Raw genomic sequence first — 17,895 nt, 5'->3', positions numbered from 1 at the left:
AATCATTGGTTTATTAGGTGTGCATTTTTTTATTATTAGTTTTTCAAAAAATATTTAATATTATTTTGCTAAAATCTATTGACTTTAATTAGCTGGTCTCTCTTAATAACAAATAGTCATATTATTATTTTATCACAAATCAGTTGATAAACATTACTTTATAGGGTTATGAAAACGAAGAAGCTGTAGAATATTCTACAGCTTCTTCGTTGATAAAATTATACATTATCCTTAGAGGTTTGAACTTTTAATGAAGAGACTACTTTTATATAAAATACAATTCCTAATATTATCCAAAGGACTAAAGCTATTCTAGATTCCCTACCTAGTGCTGCAGGCGATGATGGTACTATTAATAAAGCCACCGTTAGTAAAGAAGCTACTACTCCCAAAATGGACATAACTTTTCTAAACATGGTCTTTCCCAATCTAAATGCTATGAAACAAACATAAAAATAAGCTATAGCTGCTCCTAAAGAAGACATATCCACTATCCATAGTATAACTTCTCTGCCAAACCAAGGTGCTATTAAGCTTATACCAGTTGCAAAAAGAATTGCATTTTTAAATACTCCATTTTCATTTATGTAGGCATATTTTTTTGGCACCATATGGTGGTTAGATATAGAACCCATAAGTTTACTAGTAGATATCATAAATCCATTGATTCCCGATGTGACTGCTGCAGATAATGCTATGACCAATAATAAGAATCCAAATCTTCCTAAAATTGATAATACTCCAGATCCTAATGCCCAATCTAGCTTTACTGCTTCTTGTGGGGAATATACCAGACCCGTAGTCATATTGAGTATAGAATATATTAAGCTTCCAATAGCTACTGAAGCCACTGCAATTAAAGAAGCTTTTTTAGCACCAAAGTCAAACTCCTTACATATCTGAGGAACATTGTCAAATCCTACAAAAGCAAAGGGGGTTATAGCAAATATTTTTAACATTCCGCCTAAATCAAATTTGTAATTATATATATAGTTATTATAAAAACTAGTCCTGTCTACCTTCAAAAACATTGCAATAAACACGATAAATACCAATAAGACCAAAGTAAGAGCAATTACGTTTTGTACCTTTGCAGATTCCTTTATTCCTTTAATATTCACATAAGCAAATAATAAAACTATTAGACTTGATATTATAACCTCTCCAATGTATACCTCATATCCTGCAATACTATATAGATATCCAAATTGCAGCACATCCCCAAATATCTTTCTAATAACTAAGGGAAAAGCAGTGCCATTTAGTGGAATAATGGTCAAATATGCTAATAACAAAAACCATCCAACTACAAATCCATGATTTCTACCACAATGTTTATAGGCAAAGGAAAATTCTCCCCCTTCATCATTGTGATTTTCAAGCATAACATAATAAGAACTTTGAATGGTTATTATGAACAATGCACCTAAAGTCAGCCCTATGGTTGTGTTTATTACTCCTGCCTCTTTTAAAAACTTTGTTCCAGGCAACATAAAGGAACCCCAGCCAATTATGGAACCTAAAACTATAGAAAATACATCTATCTTATTTAACTTTGATTTCATTTTATTTCACCTTTTCCATTTTCATACAATAGGTTATGCAGAAATATTTCATATTTCTGCATAACCTTTAATTAAGGCTAATAAATTATTCGAAATTATAATCAGTTACAATCGGTTTTCTTTCAGTTGTCTTATCATTATAATATTCAAAGAAAGATAATCCCATAAAACTACCTGATACATTATATACATTATCAAATCCTAAATGTTGTAATGCCATTACTGCATTATAAGACCTTTGTCCTGATCTACAGTGTAGATAGACTGGCCTATCCTTTGGAATTTCATCTACTCTATCCCTAATTTCACCTAATGGTATATTTACTGCATTTACAATATGTCCTTTTTTGTATTCGTCCTTATCCCTAACATCTATTATATAAGCTCCACTTTCTACTAAACCCCTTACTTCATCAACGTGAACTTGCTTGAAGCAGCTATGAAGTATATTTAATCCTACTAGTGCTGCAAAATTTACCACATCTCTAGCGGTCCCAAAAGGTGGTGCATAGCATAGTTCTAAATCCTTTAAGTCCTCTAAAGTACCATTAAATTTAATCAATGTAGCTATAACATCTATTCTTTTGTCTACATTCCCTTTTCCTATAGCTTGAGCCCCTAATACCCTTCCTGTAGGTACCTCAAATATCAATTTAAAATGTAAAGGTTCACTATCTGGCATAATACCTACTTTATCATTAGGTATTATCATTACCGTATCATAGTCCACTTGCATATTAGTAGCTTTAATCAAACCTTCTGTTAAACCTGTAGAAGCACCATTATAATCAAATATTTTTATTACAGAAGAACCTATTACCCCAGTGTTGTTTACAGGCCTTCCATAAATGTGATCTGCTGCTGCCCTAGCTTGTTTTTGAGCTGGCCCTGCTAATGCCAATTTGCTTTGAGTATGAAGCAATCTATTATAAACTTCTATAGCATCTCCTACCGCATATATATCAGGGTCTGAAGTTCTAAAGTTTTGGTTTACAGCAATTGCTCCAGTTTTTCCTAATTCTAAACCAGCTTTTTTAGCTAAAGTAGTTTCTGGACTTACTCCTATAGCCATAACTACTGCTTCTGAGTAAATTCTTTTACCCGATTCTAGAATTACTGTATCCTTTTCGAACCTTTCCACCTTATCATTTACAATTAAATCTATACCATTATCTATTATTTCCTTGTGTAGTATCTGCACCATATCATAGTCAAAAGGTCTCATTATTTGTGGCATAGCTTCTACTATGGTTACATTGTATCCAGCTAACTTTAGATTTTCCGCTGCTTCTATTCCAATAAATCCTCCACCTATTACCGTAACATCATTGCAATGGTTTTCCTTTATAAATACATTTAATTTTGCTATATCCACTACATTTCTAATGGTGAATACATTAACTTCATCCATGCCTTCAAAGGGTGGAACTATAGGATTTGCTCCTGGAGAAAGAATTAGTTTATCGTAGGATTCATTATACTCTTCTCCTGTTACTACATTTCTTGCCTTTACCTCTTTCTTTTCCCTGTCTATGTCGATAACTTCATTATATACCCTTGCGTCTATTCTATACTGATTATAAAAATCATCAGGTTTCATAAGAACTAAATCTTCATGGTCCTCAATTAAACCGCTTAGATGGAAAGGTAATGCACAGTTTGAAAAAGATACATGGGGTCCTCTTTCAAACATTATTATTTCACATTCTTCATCTAACCTTCTTATTCTTGCTGCAGCAGAAGCTCCACCTGCTACACCGCCCACTACTAAAACTCTTTTTGGTTTTTTTACCATGTTAAAAATCCCCCTTTAATTTTTCTACACCATACCAATAATGTAGATTGGATAAATGTAGTATTTATTTGATTTGTTATATATTTAAAATACTTAATGTATAATAAAAACTTTATCCAAATATATGATATAATATATACAAGCCTTCATAAAAAACAATTGATTAGTTAGATATTTAATTAACTTACTTTATATATTACTGCATAAATAACATTTAATACAATAAATAGTCATTATACATGATAACTCTTTTTTATATGCTAAATCCCAGCAAAAAATCTAGTACATAAAATCTAATATTAGGATGTGAAGATAATGAATTTGGATTATTTAAAATCCTTTTATGTTACTGTAAAACATAACAGTATATCTAAAGCGGCAAAGCAATTGCATCTTACCCAACCGGGGTTAAGTATGCAGATTCAAAATTTAGAAGATGAAGTAGGAGCTCAGCTGTTAATTAGAAGTAATAAAGGGGTTGAACTTACTGAGGAAGGAAAGATAGTTTTTGAACATGCTACTACTATGCTTTCCATACAAAAAAATATAAAAAAATCTATTAAAAATTTGGAAAAATCTAAAAAAACTCTTTCTATAGTTGCCTGTAAAAGCCTAGGAGAATATGTGCTACCTTGTAGTCTTTATACTTTTAAAGAAATATATACGGATGTGGATGTAAAATTAGAAGTATATAATTCTGATACAGTTATAGAAAAATTATTATCCCATGAAAGCAATATGGGCATTGTTACTGGTTCCTATGAATTAGATAGTATTATAACCCTTCCAATACTCTCTGATGAACTAATACTAGTAGGTGGTCCTAAAACAGACTTTGACAATATTACCATAGATGAGATGATGGATATTCCACTTATTTTAAGGGAAGAAAACTCAACTAACAGATGGTTATTGGCTAATATACTGTCAAAACATTTAATAAGCATAGATAATTTAAATACTGTACTTTCTTTTAATTCCCCTGAATCAATTAAATCTGCAGTTTCATCTGGACGAGGATTTGCCTTCTTGCCAAATATTGTGGTAAAGCAGGATTTGAGAAGAGGAATTTTGAAGAAAATCAATATTCAAAATTTTGACTCAAACTTTAATTACTATCTAGCATATAGAAAAAATTATGAATTTACTGGTTATGAGAAAATATTTAAAAAGTTCATCACTTCAAGTAAAAGATGTTTTTGTTATTAGAATTAATCCATTACATTAAAGAAAGAAGATATAGAGATGGTAGTATACCACCATCTCTATATCTTCTATTTTTCAGCTATTACTTCTTTTTTATCTTTAAGAAATACATTTTCATAAATTCTAGAACCAATAATTCCTCCTACAGTCATAGCCACCAAAAAGAACCAGCCTGAAAGAGAAAAATTACTTAAACCCGAATAAAGAGCTCCAGCATTACAGCCTCCAGCAACTTTAGCTCCATATCCCATCAATATACCACCTATGGCATAGAAAAGGGCATCTTTTCCTTTGAAATCAAAATTGAATTTAAAGTTACCTGCTAATAATAATGCTATGGCAGAACCAAATATCATCCCTATGTTTCTAATTGTAACTGGATGGTTTAAAAGCCCATTATTTACCGTATCTACAATACCTTTAAAAGCAGGCATAGATCCAAAGTCTATTCCAACCTTTTCAAAAAGCCATACTCCCCATAGGGTATACGGGCCAGATACTCCCCAACTAGTTCCTGTTGTATTGATTATAAATATAAATATTAAAGCTGTTAATACTGCACCAGTATAAAAAGACCATCTTTCCACAAACATTTTATGATAGGTTTCCTTACTAAAAAATTTATATTCTTTAAGTTCAGGAAGGGGTTTTTGCCAATCTTCATAGACTTCTTTGTTTTGAGTTCCTTCTTTTTTTCTTTTATCTTCATATTTATTAGTTATTACGTAAATTAAGAGTAAAAGAAGTAAAGAAACTATTATAGTACCTACATATCCAAATACATCTGGCAGATAAACTCTAATTCCAGCTTGGGAGAAGAAACTTTCCTTCCACCAAGAGTCCATAGCTGTTCCAAAGACTCCTCCTATACAGAAGAATAATAGAACTATCCAACCTTTAGCTTCCCCTTCACCAGTATCCGTTAAGGTTCCAGAGGCACATCCTCCTCCAAATATCATACCTATTCCAAATAAAATTCCTCCAATAATGGTGGAAAGGCTTGCTTTTTGGACAAAACCTGTCCCTGGTATTATTGCATCTCCTTCTGCTGCATTAAAAGCTGTAACTGCACCCTTTTGAGCTGCACCATAATGTATTCCTACTGTTGCTATCATGGATAGGGCAAACATTAATAATAATGCTTTTGTTAAAGAACCATCGCCAGTAAAATAAATTTTTCTAACTCCACCGGCAAAGCCATATCTAGATCTTGTAAATATGTAGCCTAATGCCAATCCTGTAATTAAAAACAAAGCTAAATTGCTACTCTTAGAATACTGATAAACTGCAAAGATAACCATAAGAATTAAAACTAGGATGCCAATGAATACTTGATTTTTTTTCATCAATAATCCTCCTTTTAATGGCCTACGCCTTAAATAATTAAGTAATTCGTTAAAATAATATCCATTTGTTTTTATTCTAACATGCCCATATGGTTAAGTATAATAAATAAGAATTATGCATAATAAGATTATGTTATAACAAGAAAAAGCATCTATTTAATTAAATAGACGCTTTCTTCGTTATCCTATTTGGCTTCCCACCTATAGTACCTTAAGTCAGGGCCAAAAAATCTTAAAGGAATAAATCTTTCTAATACTCTAGAAAATACTCTATCCGTATATGTATCAGAAATTTCTTTTGGGGTTAAATTTGTAGAAATAACGGTTTTAGAATTATTTATTAATCTGGTATTGACAATATTAAATATTTCTGCATTAGTAAAAGCATTAGATAGTTCAGTTCCTAAGTCATCTATGATTAAAAGATCTGCTTGAAATAGTAAATCGTAATCCCAATGATTAAATCTATCTAAATCTCTACCAAACCTACGTTTTTCAATAATCTCCAATATTCTAAATGCAGTTTGATATATAACCATTTTATTTTTGTCCAATAAAGCTTTTGCAATACAATTACACATAAAGGTTTTTCCTAATCCAGTAGACCCATAAAATAATAAATTTTCTTCATTGTTTTCATCAAAATTATTGACAAAACCTTCACTTATACTGGTAATATTCGCCATATTTTCTCTAGGAGTCATACTTTCTCCTTCTATGGGTTCATCTGGAAATATGTTAATATTGAAGGTTTGAAAATTTTCCTTCTTTAAAACATTTTCAATATTGGACATCTTATAGGCTCTACTAATAAGAGTTTGTTTTAGACAATTACATTTATCTCCATTAGGTAAATATCCTGTATCATTACATTCATTACATTCATAGTAAGTATCTAGATAATCTAAGGGAATATTGTTCTCTGTAAGTAGATAAGCTTTTTCCATTTTTAACTTTTCTATCCTATCCTTAACTTTTCTAATATTTTCTTCATAGTTTTCAGGGTTTTGAATTACTGCTTTCGACATAAGTAATCCAGTTTTTAATATGGATTTATCTATTTCCCTTATTTTAGGCACTTTATTATAGACTTTTTCAGTTCTTATCTTCTTTTTATAAGCTGCCCTATCCCTTTTCTTTTCATATTCTATTAAGATATCCCTTAATATTTGATCATACATCACTTACTTTCTCCTTTATTTTTGAAATAATATTCTTCTCGTTTCCTTCGAACTATCTCTTCTAATTCTTCAGCAGTATAATTAGAGGTTCTCTGTTCAAAATTATGGAATCTAGTTTTTACTGATTTTGGACGTTTATCTATCTTGCTATTTTTATGTTCTTTCCTTTCAGGAGGTCTATCCTTTTCTTCTATTTCATCAACAGCCTTAATCCCCTTGTGATGCCACGAAGTCAAAATTCCATCTATATAGTTAATACTTGGATTAGAAGTCTTTTTAGAATTTTCGCATCCTCTAAGGACTACTTCCATAGTAAGCCCATATTCTTCAAACCATTTATCTATAACTTTCATTTCTGCTACACTAGGCATTCTATTGCCATAACCTAAATATTTCATAACTTGTTCATATCTAAAGTATCTTTCATCTGTTTCTTTGAAATGCTCCTGCATAGCTTCCACATTTGTTATTCCTTGATCATACCAATTTCTAATTATTCCTCCCACATAATTAATATTCCTTTTGCCTTTCTTTTCTATGCCATAAAAAAATGCTTTAACTATAATATCAGGATTCATATTATAGTTGTATATCCACTCTAGTACTTTTTGCTTTTCATTAGGTACTAGTTGCCTTCTCATAATATAATCAATTTGATTAAACATCTCATTGATAGCAGGTATCTGATTGGCATCCACTAAATCCTCTACAGAACAGGTGTAAGATTTTGTTATCATTTCTTCTCCAATATTAATTGGTTTATAATTGTTCTTTATATAGAGCTGTTTTAAATTCAAAAATTTTATATTGTAATTAAATTTATTGTCTTTATCTAAAAATATTTTTTCAATTATCCCTTTGTTTTCCCAAAAATCCCAAGCATTTAATACATCGGATAAAGGTATATCCAAATGTTTTGCAATGGTTTTATTGTCTACTTCAATGGTCTCATCTTTATCATAGGCATATTTGTACCCCAATAGATATACCTTTACATAAGTACCATTGGCCATAGGCATAAAATCATTTATAAATATATTTTCAATGGGTGTATCACCTAAATCAATATCCGTAGTTTCAATTATAAAACCCATATCTCCACCTCTAAGATAATATTACTTGTTTAAAATCGGACAACATACTGTTACATATTTCTCCCCTATCTGCCATGCCTTCCATTATGGATATGGCCATTTAGGTTTCATTCCCAGCCCATTCTGCTATGTCGTCTATACCTTCTACTTGCTTTAGTATCAATTTTGAATAATAAGCATGAAATCTACTATATCCTCTTCACTTAATTTCATTTCTTCTGCTATACAATAAGCTATATAGGCAGTTCGTCTACTTCTTCCCTCGCTTTTTTATATGTATTACTATCTATTTTCATTTTGTAAATATAATTATATACCTTTCCTTCTTCTATTACAAAAGAAGATTTTTCATTAATAAAGTAAATGTTTTCTAAATCAATCCTTTGATTAAAAAACTTAGCTAAATATCTATCTATTTTTTTAAACCCAGTTTTTTCATAGCATCTTATAGCTCTTTTATTGAATTCAGCCACCTCTAAAAACATTTTTTTCATCTTCATCTCATTGAAATAATAATCTAAAAAAGTAATAATTGTTTCTGTACCATAGCCTTGATTTACATAATTAGGATCAAATGCTATTCCTAATACTGAATCTTTAAAAATCCTTCTTATGCTTTTAATACCCATATAACCAATGAGCCTATTTTCTTCGTTGAAAACACTATAATACTTTTTATTTTTGCTGCCCGTTTTATAATTATACCATTCTTTTATTTCTTCATCATTTAATGAAGGTAAATTATAGTCAGAAAGCAAAGGATTTTTATGAGTTCCCCAATTTTTCATAGAATAAGCATCCTCTAATGTTAGAGGAGCTATTCTTATCCTTTCTCCCATTATCTCCATCAAAATTCCTCTTTTCATTCTATTATTAATGAAATTAATACTTCGAAGAAAATTAAATCTTCTTCGAAGTATTAGTCCTATATCTTGTTTTCCAATAATTTTTTCCCAAAACCTTTTCCATATTCTACAGCTTCTTGAGAAGAATCTTCAAAAGGTATAAAACAACATCTTAAACCATCATCATATACCTTTAGTTTCAAATTTTTAAGATTTTCTTGAATAATTTTTACTGCTTCCCCACTCCAGCCGTAGGAGCCAAAAGCACCTGCTAATTTACCCCTATTTCTAACAGGATTTATTACTGCAAATAAGTCATATATTGGTCTTAAAGTATTTTGGTTTATGGTTGGGGAACCTATTAGTATAGCTGTGCTTTTATCTATTTTTTCTTCTAGACTGGTTACATCAATTAATTCTATATCCATTAATTCTACCTCAATATCCCCTACCATCTGTATACCTTCTGCAATTTTTTCTCCTATTTTTCTTGTATTCCCGTAAGCAGATACATAAGGTATAAATACTTTATGTTTTTCTATCTTTTTTTCCGTCTCTTTTGCCATCTCTTTAGACCATTCTACATATTTTTCCCAATTAGAACGTAGTATTGGGCCATGTCCCGGGCAAATTGTTTGAATCTCTAAATCCTTAATTTTGTCTATAGCTTCTAACATATGGTTACTAAAGGGCTTTAATATTACCCTGAAGTAGTATTCAAAAGCATCATCAAAATTATCCACTAAATTATCAAACATTCTTTCATCGCAATAATGACATCCAAAGACATCACAGGTAAATAGAATTTTATCTTCTTCCAGATAGGTGAACATGGTATCTGGCCAATGCAAAAATGGGGCAGAAATAAACTTAAGTGTTTTGTTGCCTAGACTTAACCTATCTCCATGGGAGACAATCATATGCTTAAACTCTTTATCTACCATATTCTTTAAAAAATTAATAGCTGATTTACTACCCACTACTGTTGCATTGGTAGCTACATCCAATAAATGGGTTAAGTTACCTGAATGATCTGGTTCTGTGTGGTTTAGGATTATATAATCTATATCTTCAAAATCCACTAATCTCTTTATTTTATCTAAATATACATCCTTAAAAGGTTCCTTAGATGTTTCTATAATAGCTTTTTTATCTGCGTCGATAAAATAAGAATTATAGGTGGTTCCATATTTGGTTTCCATTACCACATCAAAGGTTACCAGCCCTGGGTCTAATATCCCAATCCATTTCACACTATCATTTATGGTTAAAATCTTATCATCCATAAATAAACCTCCCTACTACCATTATACTGCTGTTAATGATATACTTACCCAACTGTATTATTAATTAACTACCCTCTTATATTCTCTTTATTTAGGAATTTAGTAAATTCTTTCTTCCAAACTAATTCTACGATTCCAGTTGGTCCGTTTCTGTGCTTTGCAATTATTACTTCACCAATATTTTTCTTGTCTGTATCATTATTGTAGTATTCATCTCTATATAGAAAAAGCACAACGTCAGCATCTTGTTCTATAGCTCCAGACTCCCTTAGGTCTGAAAGGATAGGTCTATGGTCAGAACGAAGTTCTGGTGCACGGGAGAGTTGCGATAAAGCTATTACAGGACAATTCATTTCCTTTGCCAAGGCTTTAAGACCTCTAGATATAGAAGATATCTCCTGTTGCCTATTCTCTTGTCTACTATCTGATTGCATCAATTGTAAATAATCTATTACAATTAAGTCCAAACCCCTTTCAATCTTTAACCTTCTACATTTAGCTTTCATCTCAGTGAGGGATATTCCTGCAGTATCATCTATAAATATTTTTGCTTGAGACAAAGGCCCCATGGCATCTATTATTTTAATCCATTCATCTTCATTTAATCTTCCACTAATTATTTTTTGTAAATCTACATGAGACACGGAACTAATCATTCTCTGAACCAACTGTTCTTTAGACATCTCTAAAGAAAATATGGCTACGCTTGCCTCTGCTTTAATGGATGAATTAGTGGCAATATTAATCCCCAGAGCAGTTTTACCCATAGAAGGCCTTGCAGCTAAGAGGATAAGGTCTGATTTTTGCATTCCAGATAATTTCTGATCTATATCTATGAAACCAGTAGTAAGTCCAGTTAATTCTCCTTGGTGGGCTGCCATTTCTTCTATCCTCGTAAAGCTGTCCAATAATACCTCTTTCAAAGGAGCAAAGCCTTCTCTATGCCGCCCTTGAGTAATATCGAATATGTTCTTTTCCGCTTGTTCGATTATACTATTTATTTCTTCACTATCTTCATAGCTTTTCGTCAATATTTCATCACAGGATTTTATTAAACGCCTTAAGATGGATTTTTCCTCTACTATATCGCAATAGTACTTTACATTAGAGGTTATAGCTACTCCACCTGATAATTCAGCTAGATAAGTAACCCCTCCTAGCTTTTCTAAAGTTCCTCTTTTCCTTAATTCTTCTGATAAAGTAATAAGATCCACTGGTTCATTTCTATTAAATAATTCTATTATTGCTTCGAATATTTCCTTATTTGCTTCTTTATAAAAATCCTCTGGATGAAGCTGCTCTATAGCTGTATTTATAGCTTCTTTGTTTAATATCATAGCTCCTAAAACCGATTGTTCTGCTTCTAAACTATGAGGTGGGATTTTCCCCAATGCATACGCTTCTATTTAAATCACCCCATTATCCTTCTATTACATTCACTTTTAAGTTAGCAGAAATTTCTGGATAAACTTTTACTTCAACAGTAGTTACACCTAATGATTTGATATTATCTTTTAATTCTATCTTTCTCCTATCAATATTTATTTTATGTTGTTTCATCAATGCTTCAGAAATATCCTTAGATGTAATTGAACCAAAAAGTCTGCCTCCTTCTCCTGCTTTTCCTTTTAGCTCAACAGTCAATTTTTGAATTTTCTCCTTTATTTCAATGGCTTTTTCATATTCTTCCTTGTCTTTTGCTTCTTGGAGTTTTTTTCTTTCTTCCCATTTTTGCATATTTCCAGGAGTAGCTTCAATGGCTAAATTTCTTGGAAATAAAAAGTTTCTTGCATATCCATCTTTGGCATTAACCAATTCTCCTGCTTTACCTAATCCTTTTACATCCTCTAATAAAATTATTTTCATTCTCCTTCACCTTCCTTTAAATATTCGTCTATAGCTTTAATAAGCATATCTTCTACCTGTCCTATAGTTCTACCCTCTATTTGAGTTCCTGCACTTGTTAAATGACCTCCTCCTCCCAATCTCTCAAGGATTAATTGAACGGATATATTTCCTAAAGACCTACCACTTATATGAACTCTTCCTTCCCACAAGGTTAGAACAAAACTAGCTTCTACTCCCTTTATGTTCAATAAATCATTGGCAGATTGAGCTGCTATCAGAATAGAATCCTCCATATCCCTCTCTAATGTACCAATAGCAATTTCTTCAAATACAATCTTAGAATTTTTAACTACTTCAGCTTTATACAAAAATGTTTTAAAATCATCCCTAAAAAATTGCCTTACGTTGGTAGTATTTGCCCCTGCCCTTTTTAATATGGAAGCAGCCTCAAAGGTTCTTACTCCCGTTTGGAATGTAAAGTTCTTAGTATCTACTGTTATCCCAGCTAACAAGGCATCTGCTTCAAATTTAGTCATTTCCATCTTATCTGACATATAGTAAAGTATTTCTGTAACTAATTCACAAGTTGATGAAGCATAAGGTTCTAAATAGGTCAAAACAGGATCTTTAATAAATTCAGCTCCTCTCCTATGGTGATCAATTAATACCACTTTATCCGTTAAATCCAATAGTTCTGGAGCTTCTGTAAAGCTAGGTTTATGATTGTCTACTACTACTAAAAGAGAAGATTTATCTACCATATCCATAGCCTTATCTGGGCTTAATATTAAGTCTAAATACTCAGGTTCTTCTACTATCATTCTATCATATATATTCTTAATAGATGGGTTTATTCCTCCTAAAACAAAGTATGCTTTTTTGTTCCTGCTTTTTACAGCGCTAATTATTCCTACACTAGCACCAAAAGAGTCCATATCTGCATTTTTATGTCCCATTACAAATACTTTTTCGGATTGGTCTATAAGCTGTATTAGAGCATGAGATATGACTCTAGATCTAACTTTGTTTCTTTTTTCTATAGCTTTTGTTTTACCTCCATAAAAGCTTAAGTTGTTATTTTCCTTTACAACTGCTTGATCTCCACCCCTACCTAAAGCAATATCAATAGCCGCTCTGGCATATTCATAGTTTTCATTTGGATTCTTTCCATTTACCCCTACACCCATACTCAATGTTATGGATATTGAATTGCCTTTATCAACCTCTCTTATTTGATCTAATATATCAAATTTTCTATTTTGAATCTGTTTTAAACTTCTATTCTCAAATATTAGTATATACTTGTCATTTTCATATTTCCTAACCAATCCATTATTCATGGTTGCATAAGCATTTATAGTTTTATCAATTTCAGCTAATACTATAGGTCTGTTTATCTCGGGGGTAGTACTCTTTACTTCGTCATAATTATCTACATAAGCCAAACATACGGCCATCTTTTCTCCCCTATATTTATTATAAAGAAAAGCTTGTTCCGTCTTATCAACCCAGTAGAGCATTATAATATTACCCTTTGTGCTAATAGATTTTTTGCCATCGATTATATTGTAATGGACTTCATAATATCGGCTATTATATTCGATTTCCAATGAATCTTTATTAGTATCTTTTAAAATGTTTTCTACCTTTAGTTTAGGCAAGAATTCATCAATCTTCTTATTTAATATATTCTTATCTTCCATCATATCTATAAATCTAGTATTATACCAAGATATGGTACCATCCATTTCCAACATTATTAAAGGAAAAGGCATATTGAATACAGCATGTTTAGTTACAGAATCAAATTCTTCTGCTAAACTTTCAATATATTTAGTCCATTCCCTTTCCTTATCACGAAGGGTTACAATATATTTATAGATTAAATAAGCTAAGGCCATAGCTAAAAGTATAGCTAAAACAGGCTGATAATAGGCTATTATTGCTATTAGGCCACCTATCATTATTAAATAGGCCTTTCCGTCTTTCCACTTAAAATAATTTTTATTATCCATGTTTATCCTCCTAGTGAGAATTAAGCAGATTTTCTAAACTTCCTAATGTCAAATATTGTGTCAAATACTCCAATAATAGGAATAATCCATCCCAAGGGTATGATTATAGTAAATACTATAACTATGAGTATCCTTAGAATTAATTTAATATTCCTTTTAATAAGCATATGGTCTATAACCGATAAACCTTGAGTAAAGAATAAAAAAGTTATAATTACCGTTATATTTAATAATACGGTTTCATAATATATTAATTCCACTTTTTTTAATATAAATGTCCCTAAAAACATAATCCCAGTTCCTAATAGGATATTATTAGGCAATTTGAATCTTGAAAATTTAGGAATAGATACTATACCGTATCCAAGTCTTCTAAGGGATAAAGATGATAATAAAAAGTTTAAATATGCTGTTATCAATGAAAAAATCATTAATATAGAAGGTATGATTAAAATAATATAATCATAAGCGTTTTCTAAGAAATCCTCAACTTTTAGTATTTGATAGTTTGATAGCTCTGTATCCTTCAATACCTCTACTTGGTAATTTAGTATTTGAGTAAAAAATTCTTCTAATTGGTTGATAATACTTACGCCAGCCATATTTTTCATAATACTTATTATAAATAATATGGAAAGTAAAAAAGCCATAGTGGAAATAGATAAAACTGTAAAAGCATTTTTCCTCATTTTCATAGTATAGATTAATGATATAGTTAAGGGAGTAAAGCCAATAAATATGAATACACCAGATATCATATCTACCATCAACCCAAGAGAAAAGGAAGATATAATTAAACCTAATACTGCATAATTTATTCCATACCTAATTCCTAACATAACAAAAAGGACAGGGTATAGAAAAATGACCAATTCCAAATAATATATCCCTATTAACATCAATATTGTAGAAATTGCTATTGCAAATACGGTTTCCATAGTTTTGTTTTTCAAATCCATTTTCAAATCTTTCACCCCTGTTCTTATTTATTTCTCAAAACCCCCATTAACTCACTTAAATCTCCATACCATTTTTCAATTTTATGACCTTCTAATAAATTCAATTTTACCTTGTCCTCAAGGTTAGAGTTTATATCTTCATATTCTATTCCCAATCTTTTACTCAACAGATAAGATAAAAGTATAATATTTGAGATTAGATCTTCTAAATCATCTTTCATATCATCTTCTCCTCTGGCCAATAGTTGATACAAACCAGCAATAGAAGTCAATATTTCACTTTTTAACCATTCAATAGTTCTTAAATTTTTTATTATATCCATATCTTTATTCTCGTCCATAATTTCACCCTTTTAATCGCAATCCTATCTTAGATAATGATTTTTGAAAAAAATTAGTCTTATTAAAATAATACAGAGTAAAATATTATATGTCAAACAAAAAAGAGAGGTTGTTCCTCTCTTAGTCTGCACTATATGGCAATAGTGCTATTTGTCTGGCTCGTTTTACAGCTCTTGTTAATTCTCTTTGATGTTTTGCACAGTTACCAGAGATTCTTCTTGGAAGAATTTTTCCTCTTTCAGTAACATATTTTTTTAATTTATTGATATCCTTATAGTCTATATGTTCAACTTTATCTACACAAAAATTACAAACTCTTTTTCTTGGTTTAAATCTTCTTTGCACCGTTTTCCCTCCTTCTTAGAATGGAATATTATCATCGTCAACTGGCTCGAAACCATCTATTCCTGAAAAGTCTGAATCCGAGCTACCAAAATTGGAACTATTGTCATTTCCCCATTCTAGAAACTGAACTCTTTCTGCCACAACTTCAGTTATATACCTTCTAGTACCATCCTTAGCGTCATAGGATCTAGATTGAATCCTTCCCTGAACTGCAGTAAGTCTTCCCTTTGCTAGATAATTTGCACAGTTTTCCCCTTGTTTTCCCCATACGACAATATTTATAAAATCGGCTGTTGGTTGTCCTTTTGCTTCCATTTCCTGTTTTTTCTCCCTAGACAGTGGTTTATCCACAGCTAGACTAAAGGTTGATACTGGAGTCCCTGTATTGGGGATATACCTTAATTCTGGATCTCTTGTAAGCCTTCCAATTAACACAACATTATTCAACCAAAACACCACCTTAAATTCTATTCATCTTCTCTAATTATCATATGTCTCATTATACTGTCGGAAATTTTACATACTCTGTCTAGCTCTTTTACAGTTTCTGGGGTAGATTCAAAGTTGACTACTATATAATACCCTTCTGATATATCATTGATTTCATAAGCTAGTTTTCTAACTCCCCATTCATCTACATTTGAAATAGTACCATTTGATTCTACAATACCTTTCAATCTGTCAAACAATTGGTTTCTTGCTTCATCTTCAAGACTTGGCACAAAGATAAAAACTGCTTCATATTTTCTCATATCTTTCACCTCCTTCTGGACTAACGGCCCTACTAAATAATAGGGCAAGGATACATCTATAGAATTATATCATTAATATATTGTTCATGCAATAGAATATTGTTTTTTTGATTTTATTGTTTTTTATCAACTAATGCTTAATTTTACATAAATTTTACATTCTCAATACAACAGATTTTACATATACTCGATAAACTAATATTGAAAATAAAAAATCGAAAAGAAAGGCAGGTAAATAATTAATGAAAAAATTTCTAAGTATATTTTTAATTGCTGTTATAACAATGGTCGTGATAACTGGTTGTACAAATAATGGTAACACTGTTGAACCTAGTTCTAATGATAAAGATGATTTTGATACTAGTAAAACTATTAATGTAGTAACTAGAGAAGAAGGTTCTGGTACAAGAGGGGCCTTTATTGAAATAGTTGGAATACTAAAAAAAGATTCAAGTGGCAAGGAGATAGATAGAACTTATTCTGAAGCAATTGTCCAAAATGGTACCAATGCGGTAATGACTACAGTGGCTGGTGACAAATATGGCATAGGATATATTTCCCTTGGTTCATTGAATGACACTGTAAAAGCAATCAAAGTAAACGGAGTAGAACCTACTGCTGAAAATATACTAGAAGGTTCCTATGAAGTGGCAAGGCCATTCAATTTAGCATATAAAGGGGATTTAAGTCCATTGGCTAAAGACTTTCTTGATTTCATACTTAGCTCTGAAGGACAAGATATTGTTGCAAAAGAAGGGTATGTGCAAGTAGACACACAAGCCTCAAATTATGAAAGCAATGGCACAGAAGAAGGTACTTTAGTTATAGCAGGTTCCACTTCCGTATCTCCTTTAATGGAAAAATTAGTTGAAGCATATCAAGAATTAAACTCAGGCGTATCCATAGAAGTTCAATCTACTGGTTCATCAGCTGGAATGCAATCTGCCATTGAAGGTACTGCTGATATAGGTATGGCTTCAAGGGAACTTAAAGACTCTGAGCTTGCTGAATTAACTCCTGTAGTCATAGCACTAGATGGCATTGCAGTAATAGTGAATAATGATAACCCTGTAGAGGATTTAAGTATTGATGATATAAAATCAATTTATATAGGTGAAACCACTAATTGGAGTGAAATTAAATAAGACACTCTCCCTTTCAATCAATATAGCTTAGTTAACTAGGCTATATTGATTTCAAAATTTAAATTAACAAAGATAGAAATGAAGGTGAAATATATGAAGTCTAAATCCATTGAAAATTTTATGAAAATAGTGTTCTTTATATCTGCGACTATGTCTATAATTGCCATAGTA

17 protein-coding genes are annotated in these 17,895 nt (G+C 31.2%); 2 read left to right on the top strand and 15 right to left on the bottom strand.

Annotated elements, in window-relative coordinates:
- Window positions 1-218: 218 nt before the first annotated feature.
- Both C3E90_RS02390 and C3E90_RS02385 read right to left on the bottom strand, forming a co-directional pair.
- A complete protein-coding gene (locus tag C3E90_RS02390; protein ID WP_236913951.1) occupies window positions 219-1,565 on the bottom strand; it encodes an APC family permease in 1,347 nt (448 codons plus the stop codon).
- A gap of 85 nt (window positions 1,566-1,650) precedes the next feature.
- Window positions 1,651-3,360 carry an FAD-dependent oxidoreductase gene (locus C3E90_RS02385; protein WP_236913950.1) on the bottom strand — a complete coding sequence of 570 codons (1,710 nt, stop codon included), beginning with the start codon at window positions 3,358-3,360 and terminating at the stop codon, window positions 1,651-1,653.
- A gap of 315 nt (window positions 3,361-3,675) precedes the next feature.
- Between C3E90_RS02385 and C3E90_RS02380 the strand changes: the two genes are divergently transcribed.
- Window positions 3,676-4,569: a LysR family transcriptional regulator gene (locus C3E90_RS02380; RefSeq protein ID WP_236913949.1), complete on the top strand. Its 894-nt coding sequence runs from the start codon at window positions 3,676-3,678 to the stop codon at window positions 4,567-4,569.
- 65 nt (window positions 4,570-4,634) lie between these two features.
- Here the strand turns inward: C3E90_RS02380 and C3E90_RS02375 are convergent, their stop codons facing one another.
- The 13 genes from C3E90_RS02375 to rpsF all read right to left on the bottom strand — a co-directional run bounded on the left by C3E90_RS02375 (window position 4,635) and on the right by rpsF (window position 16,579).
- Window positions 4,635-5,912 carry a YeeE/YedE family protein gene (locus C3E90_RS02375; RefSeq protein ID WP_236913948.1) on the bottom strand — a complete coding sequence of 426 codons (1,278 nt, stop codon included), beginning with the start codon at window positions 5,910-5,912 and terminating at the stop codon, window positions 4,635-4,637.
- Between the two features lie 185 nt (window positions 5,913-6,097).
- The gene (locus C3E90_RS02370) at window positions 6,098-7,093 is read right to left on the bottom strand and encodes an ATP-binding protein (protein WP_236913947.1); all 996 of its coding nucleotides are present in this window, start codon (window positions 7,091-7,093) and stop codon (window positions 6,098-6,100) included.
- Window positions 7,093-8,187 (bottom strand): DnaD domain protein, encoded by a 1,095-nt coding sequence (locus tag C3E90_RS02365; protein WP_236913946.1) that lies wholly within the window; start codon window positions 8,185-8,187, stop codon window positions 7,093-7,095. Before C3E90_RS02365 ends, C3E90_RS02370 begins: the two co-directional genes overlap by 1 nt.
- 233 nt (window positions 8,188-8,420) lie before the next feature.
- A complete protein-coding gene (locus tag C3E90_RS02360; RefSeq protein ID WP_236913945.1) occupies window positions 8,421-9,035 on the bottom strand; it encodes a GNAT family N-acetyltransferase in 615 nt (204 codons plus the stop codon).
- 77 nt (window positions 9,036-9,112) lie between these two features.
- On the bottom strand, window positions 9,113-10,318 hold the full coding sequence (locus tag C3E90_RS02355) for an FprA family A-type flavoprotein (RefSeq protein ID WP_236913944.1): 1,206 nt from the start codon (window positions 10,316-10,318) through the stop codon (window positions 9,113-9,115).
- 68 nt (window positions 10,319-10,386) lie between these two features.
- A complete protein-coding gene (gene dnaB, locus C3E90_RS02350) occupies window positions 10,387-11,724 on the bottom strand; it encodes a replicative DNA helicase (RefSeq protein ID WP_236913953.1) in 1,338 nt (445 codons plus the stop codon).
- Window positions 11,725-11,737: 13 nt separating this feature from the next.
- A complete protein-coding gene (gene rplI / locus C3E90_RS02345; RefSeq protein ID WP_236913943.1) occupies window positions 11,738-12,184 on the bottom strand; it encodes a 50S ribosomal protein L9 in 447 nt (148 codons plus the stop codon).
- Complete coding sequence (locus C3E90_RS02340; protein ID WP_236913942.1) at window positions 12,181-14,181, bottom strand: DHH family phosphoesterase; 2,001 nt, start codon at window positions 14,179-14,181, stop codon at window positions 12,181-12,183. The genes rplI and C3E90_RS02340 overlap by 4 nt, the downstream gene beginning before the upstream one ends.
- 20 nt (window positions 14,182-14,201) lie before the next feature.
- A complete protein-coding gene (locus C3E90_RS02335; RefSeq protein WP_236913952.1) occupies window positions 14,202-15,140 on the bottom strand; it encodes a DUF2232 domain-containing protein in 939 nt (312 codons plus the stop codon).
- Window positions 15,141-15,163: 23 nt separating this feature from the next.
- Window positions 15,164-15,481: a MazG-like family protein gene (locus tag C3E90_RS02330; RefSeq protein WP_236913941.1), complete on the bottom strand. Its 318-nt coding sequence runs from the start codon at window positions 15,479-15,481 to the stop codon at window positions 15,164-15,166.
- A 121-nt stretch (window positions 15,482-15,602) separates the two neighbouring features.
- Window positions 15,603-15,827: a 30S ribosomal protein S18 gene (gene rpsR / locus C3E90_RS02325; protein WP_236913940.1), complete on the bottom strand. Its 225-nt coding sequence runs from the start codon at window positions 15,825-15,827 to the stop codon at window positions 15,603-15,605.
- Window positions 15,828-15,842: 15 nt separating this feature from the next.
- On the bottom strand, window positions 15,843-16,274 hold the full coding sequence (locus C3E90_RS02320; protein WP_236913939.1) for a single-stranded DNA-binding protein: 432 nt from the start codon (window positions 16,272-16,274) through the stop codon (window positions 15,843-15,845).
- A gap of 20 nt (window positions 16,275-16,294) precedes the next feature.
- On the bottom strand, window positions 16,295-16,579 hold the full coding sequence (rpsF, locus tag C3E90_RS02315; protein WP_236913938.1) for a 30S ribosomal protein S6: 285 nt from the start codon (window positions 16,577-16,579) through the stop codon (window positions 16,295-16,297).
- Window positions 16,580-16,821: 242 nt separating this feature from the next.
- Here rpsF and C3E90_RS02310 point away from each other — a divergent pair, with 242 nt between their 5' ends.
- Window positions 16,822-17,724, top strand: a complete 903-nt coding sequence (locus C3E90_RS02310; protein ID WP_236913937.1) for a substrate-binding domain-containing protein — start codon at window positions 16,822-16,824, stop codon at window positions 17,722-17,724.
- Window positions 17,725-17,895 lie beyond the last annotated feature (171 nt).

Source organism: Clostridium sp. Cult2, from assembly GCF_021655075.1.
Lineage (GTDB): Bacteria > Bacillota > Clostridia > Tissierellales > Tepidimicrobiaceae > Schnuerera.
This window is presented reverse-complemented; position numbering and strand designations above follow the sequence as displayed.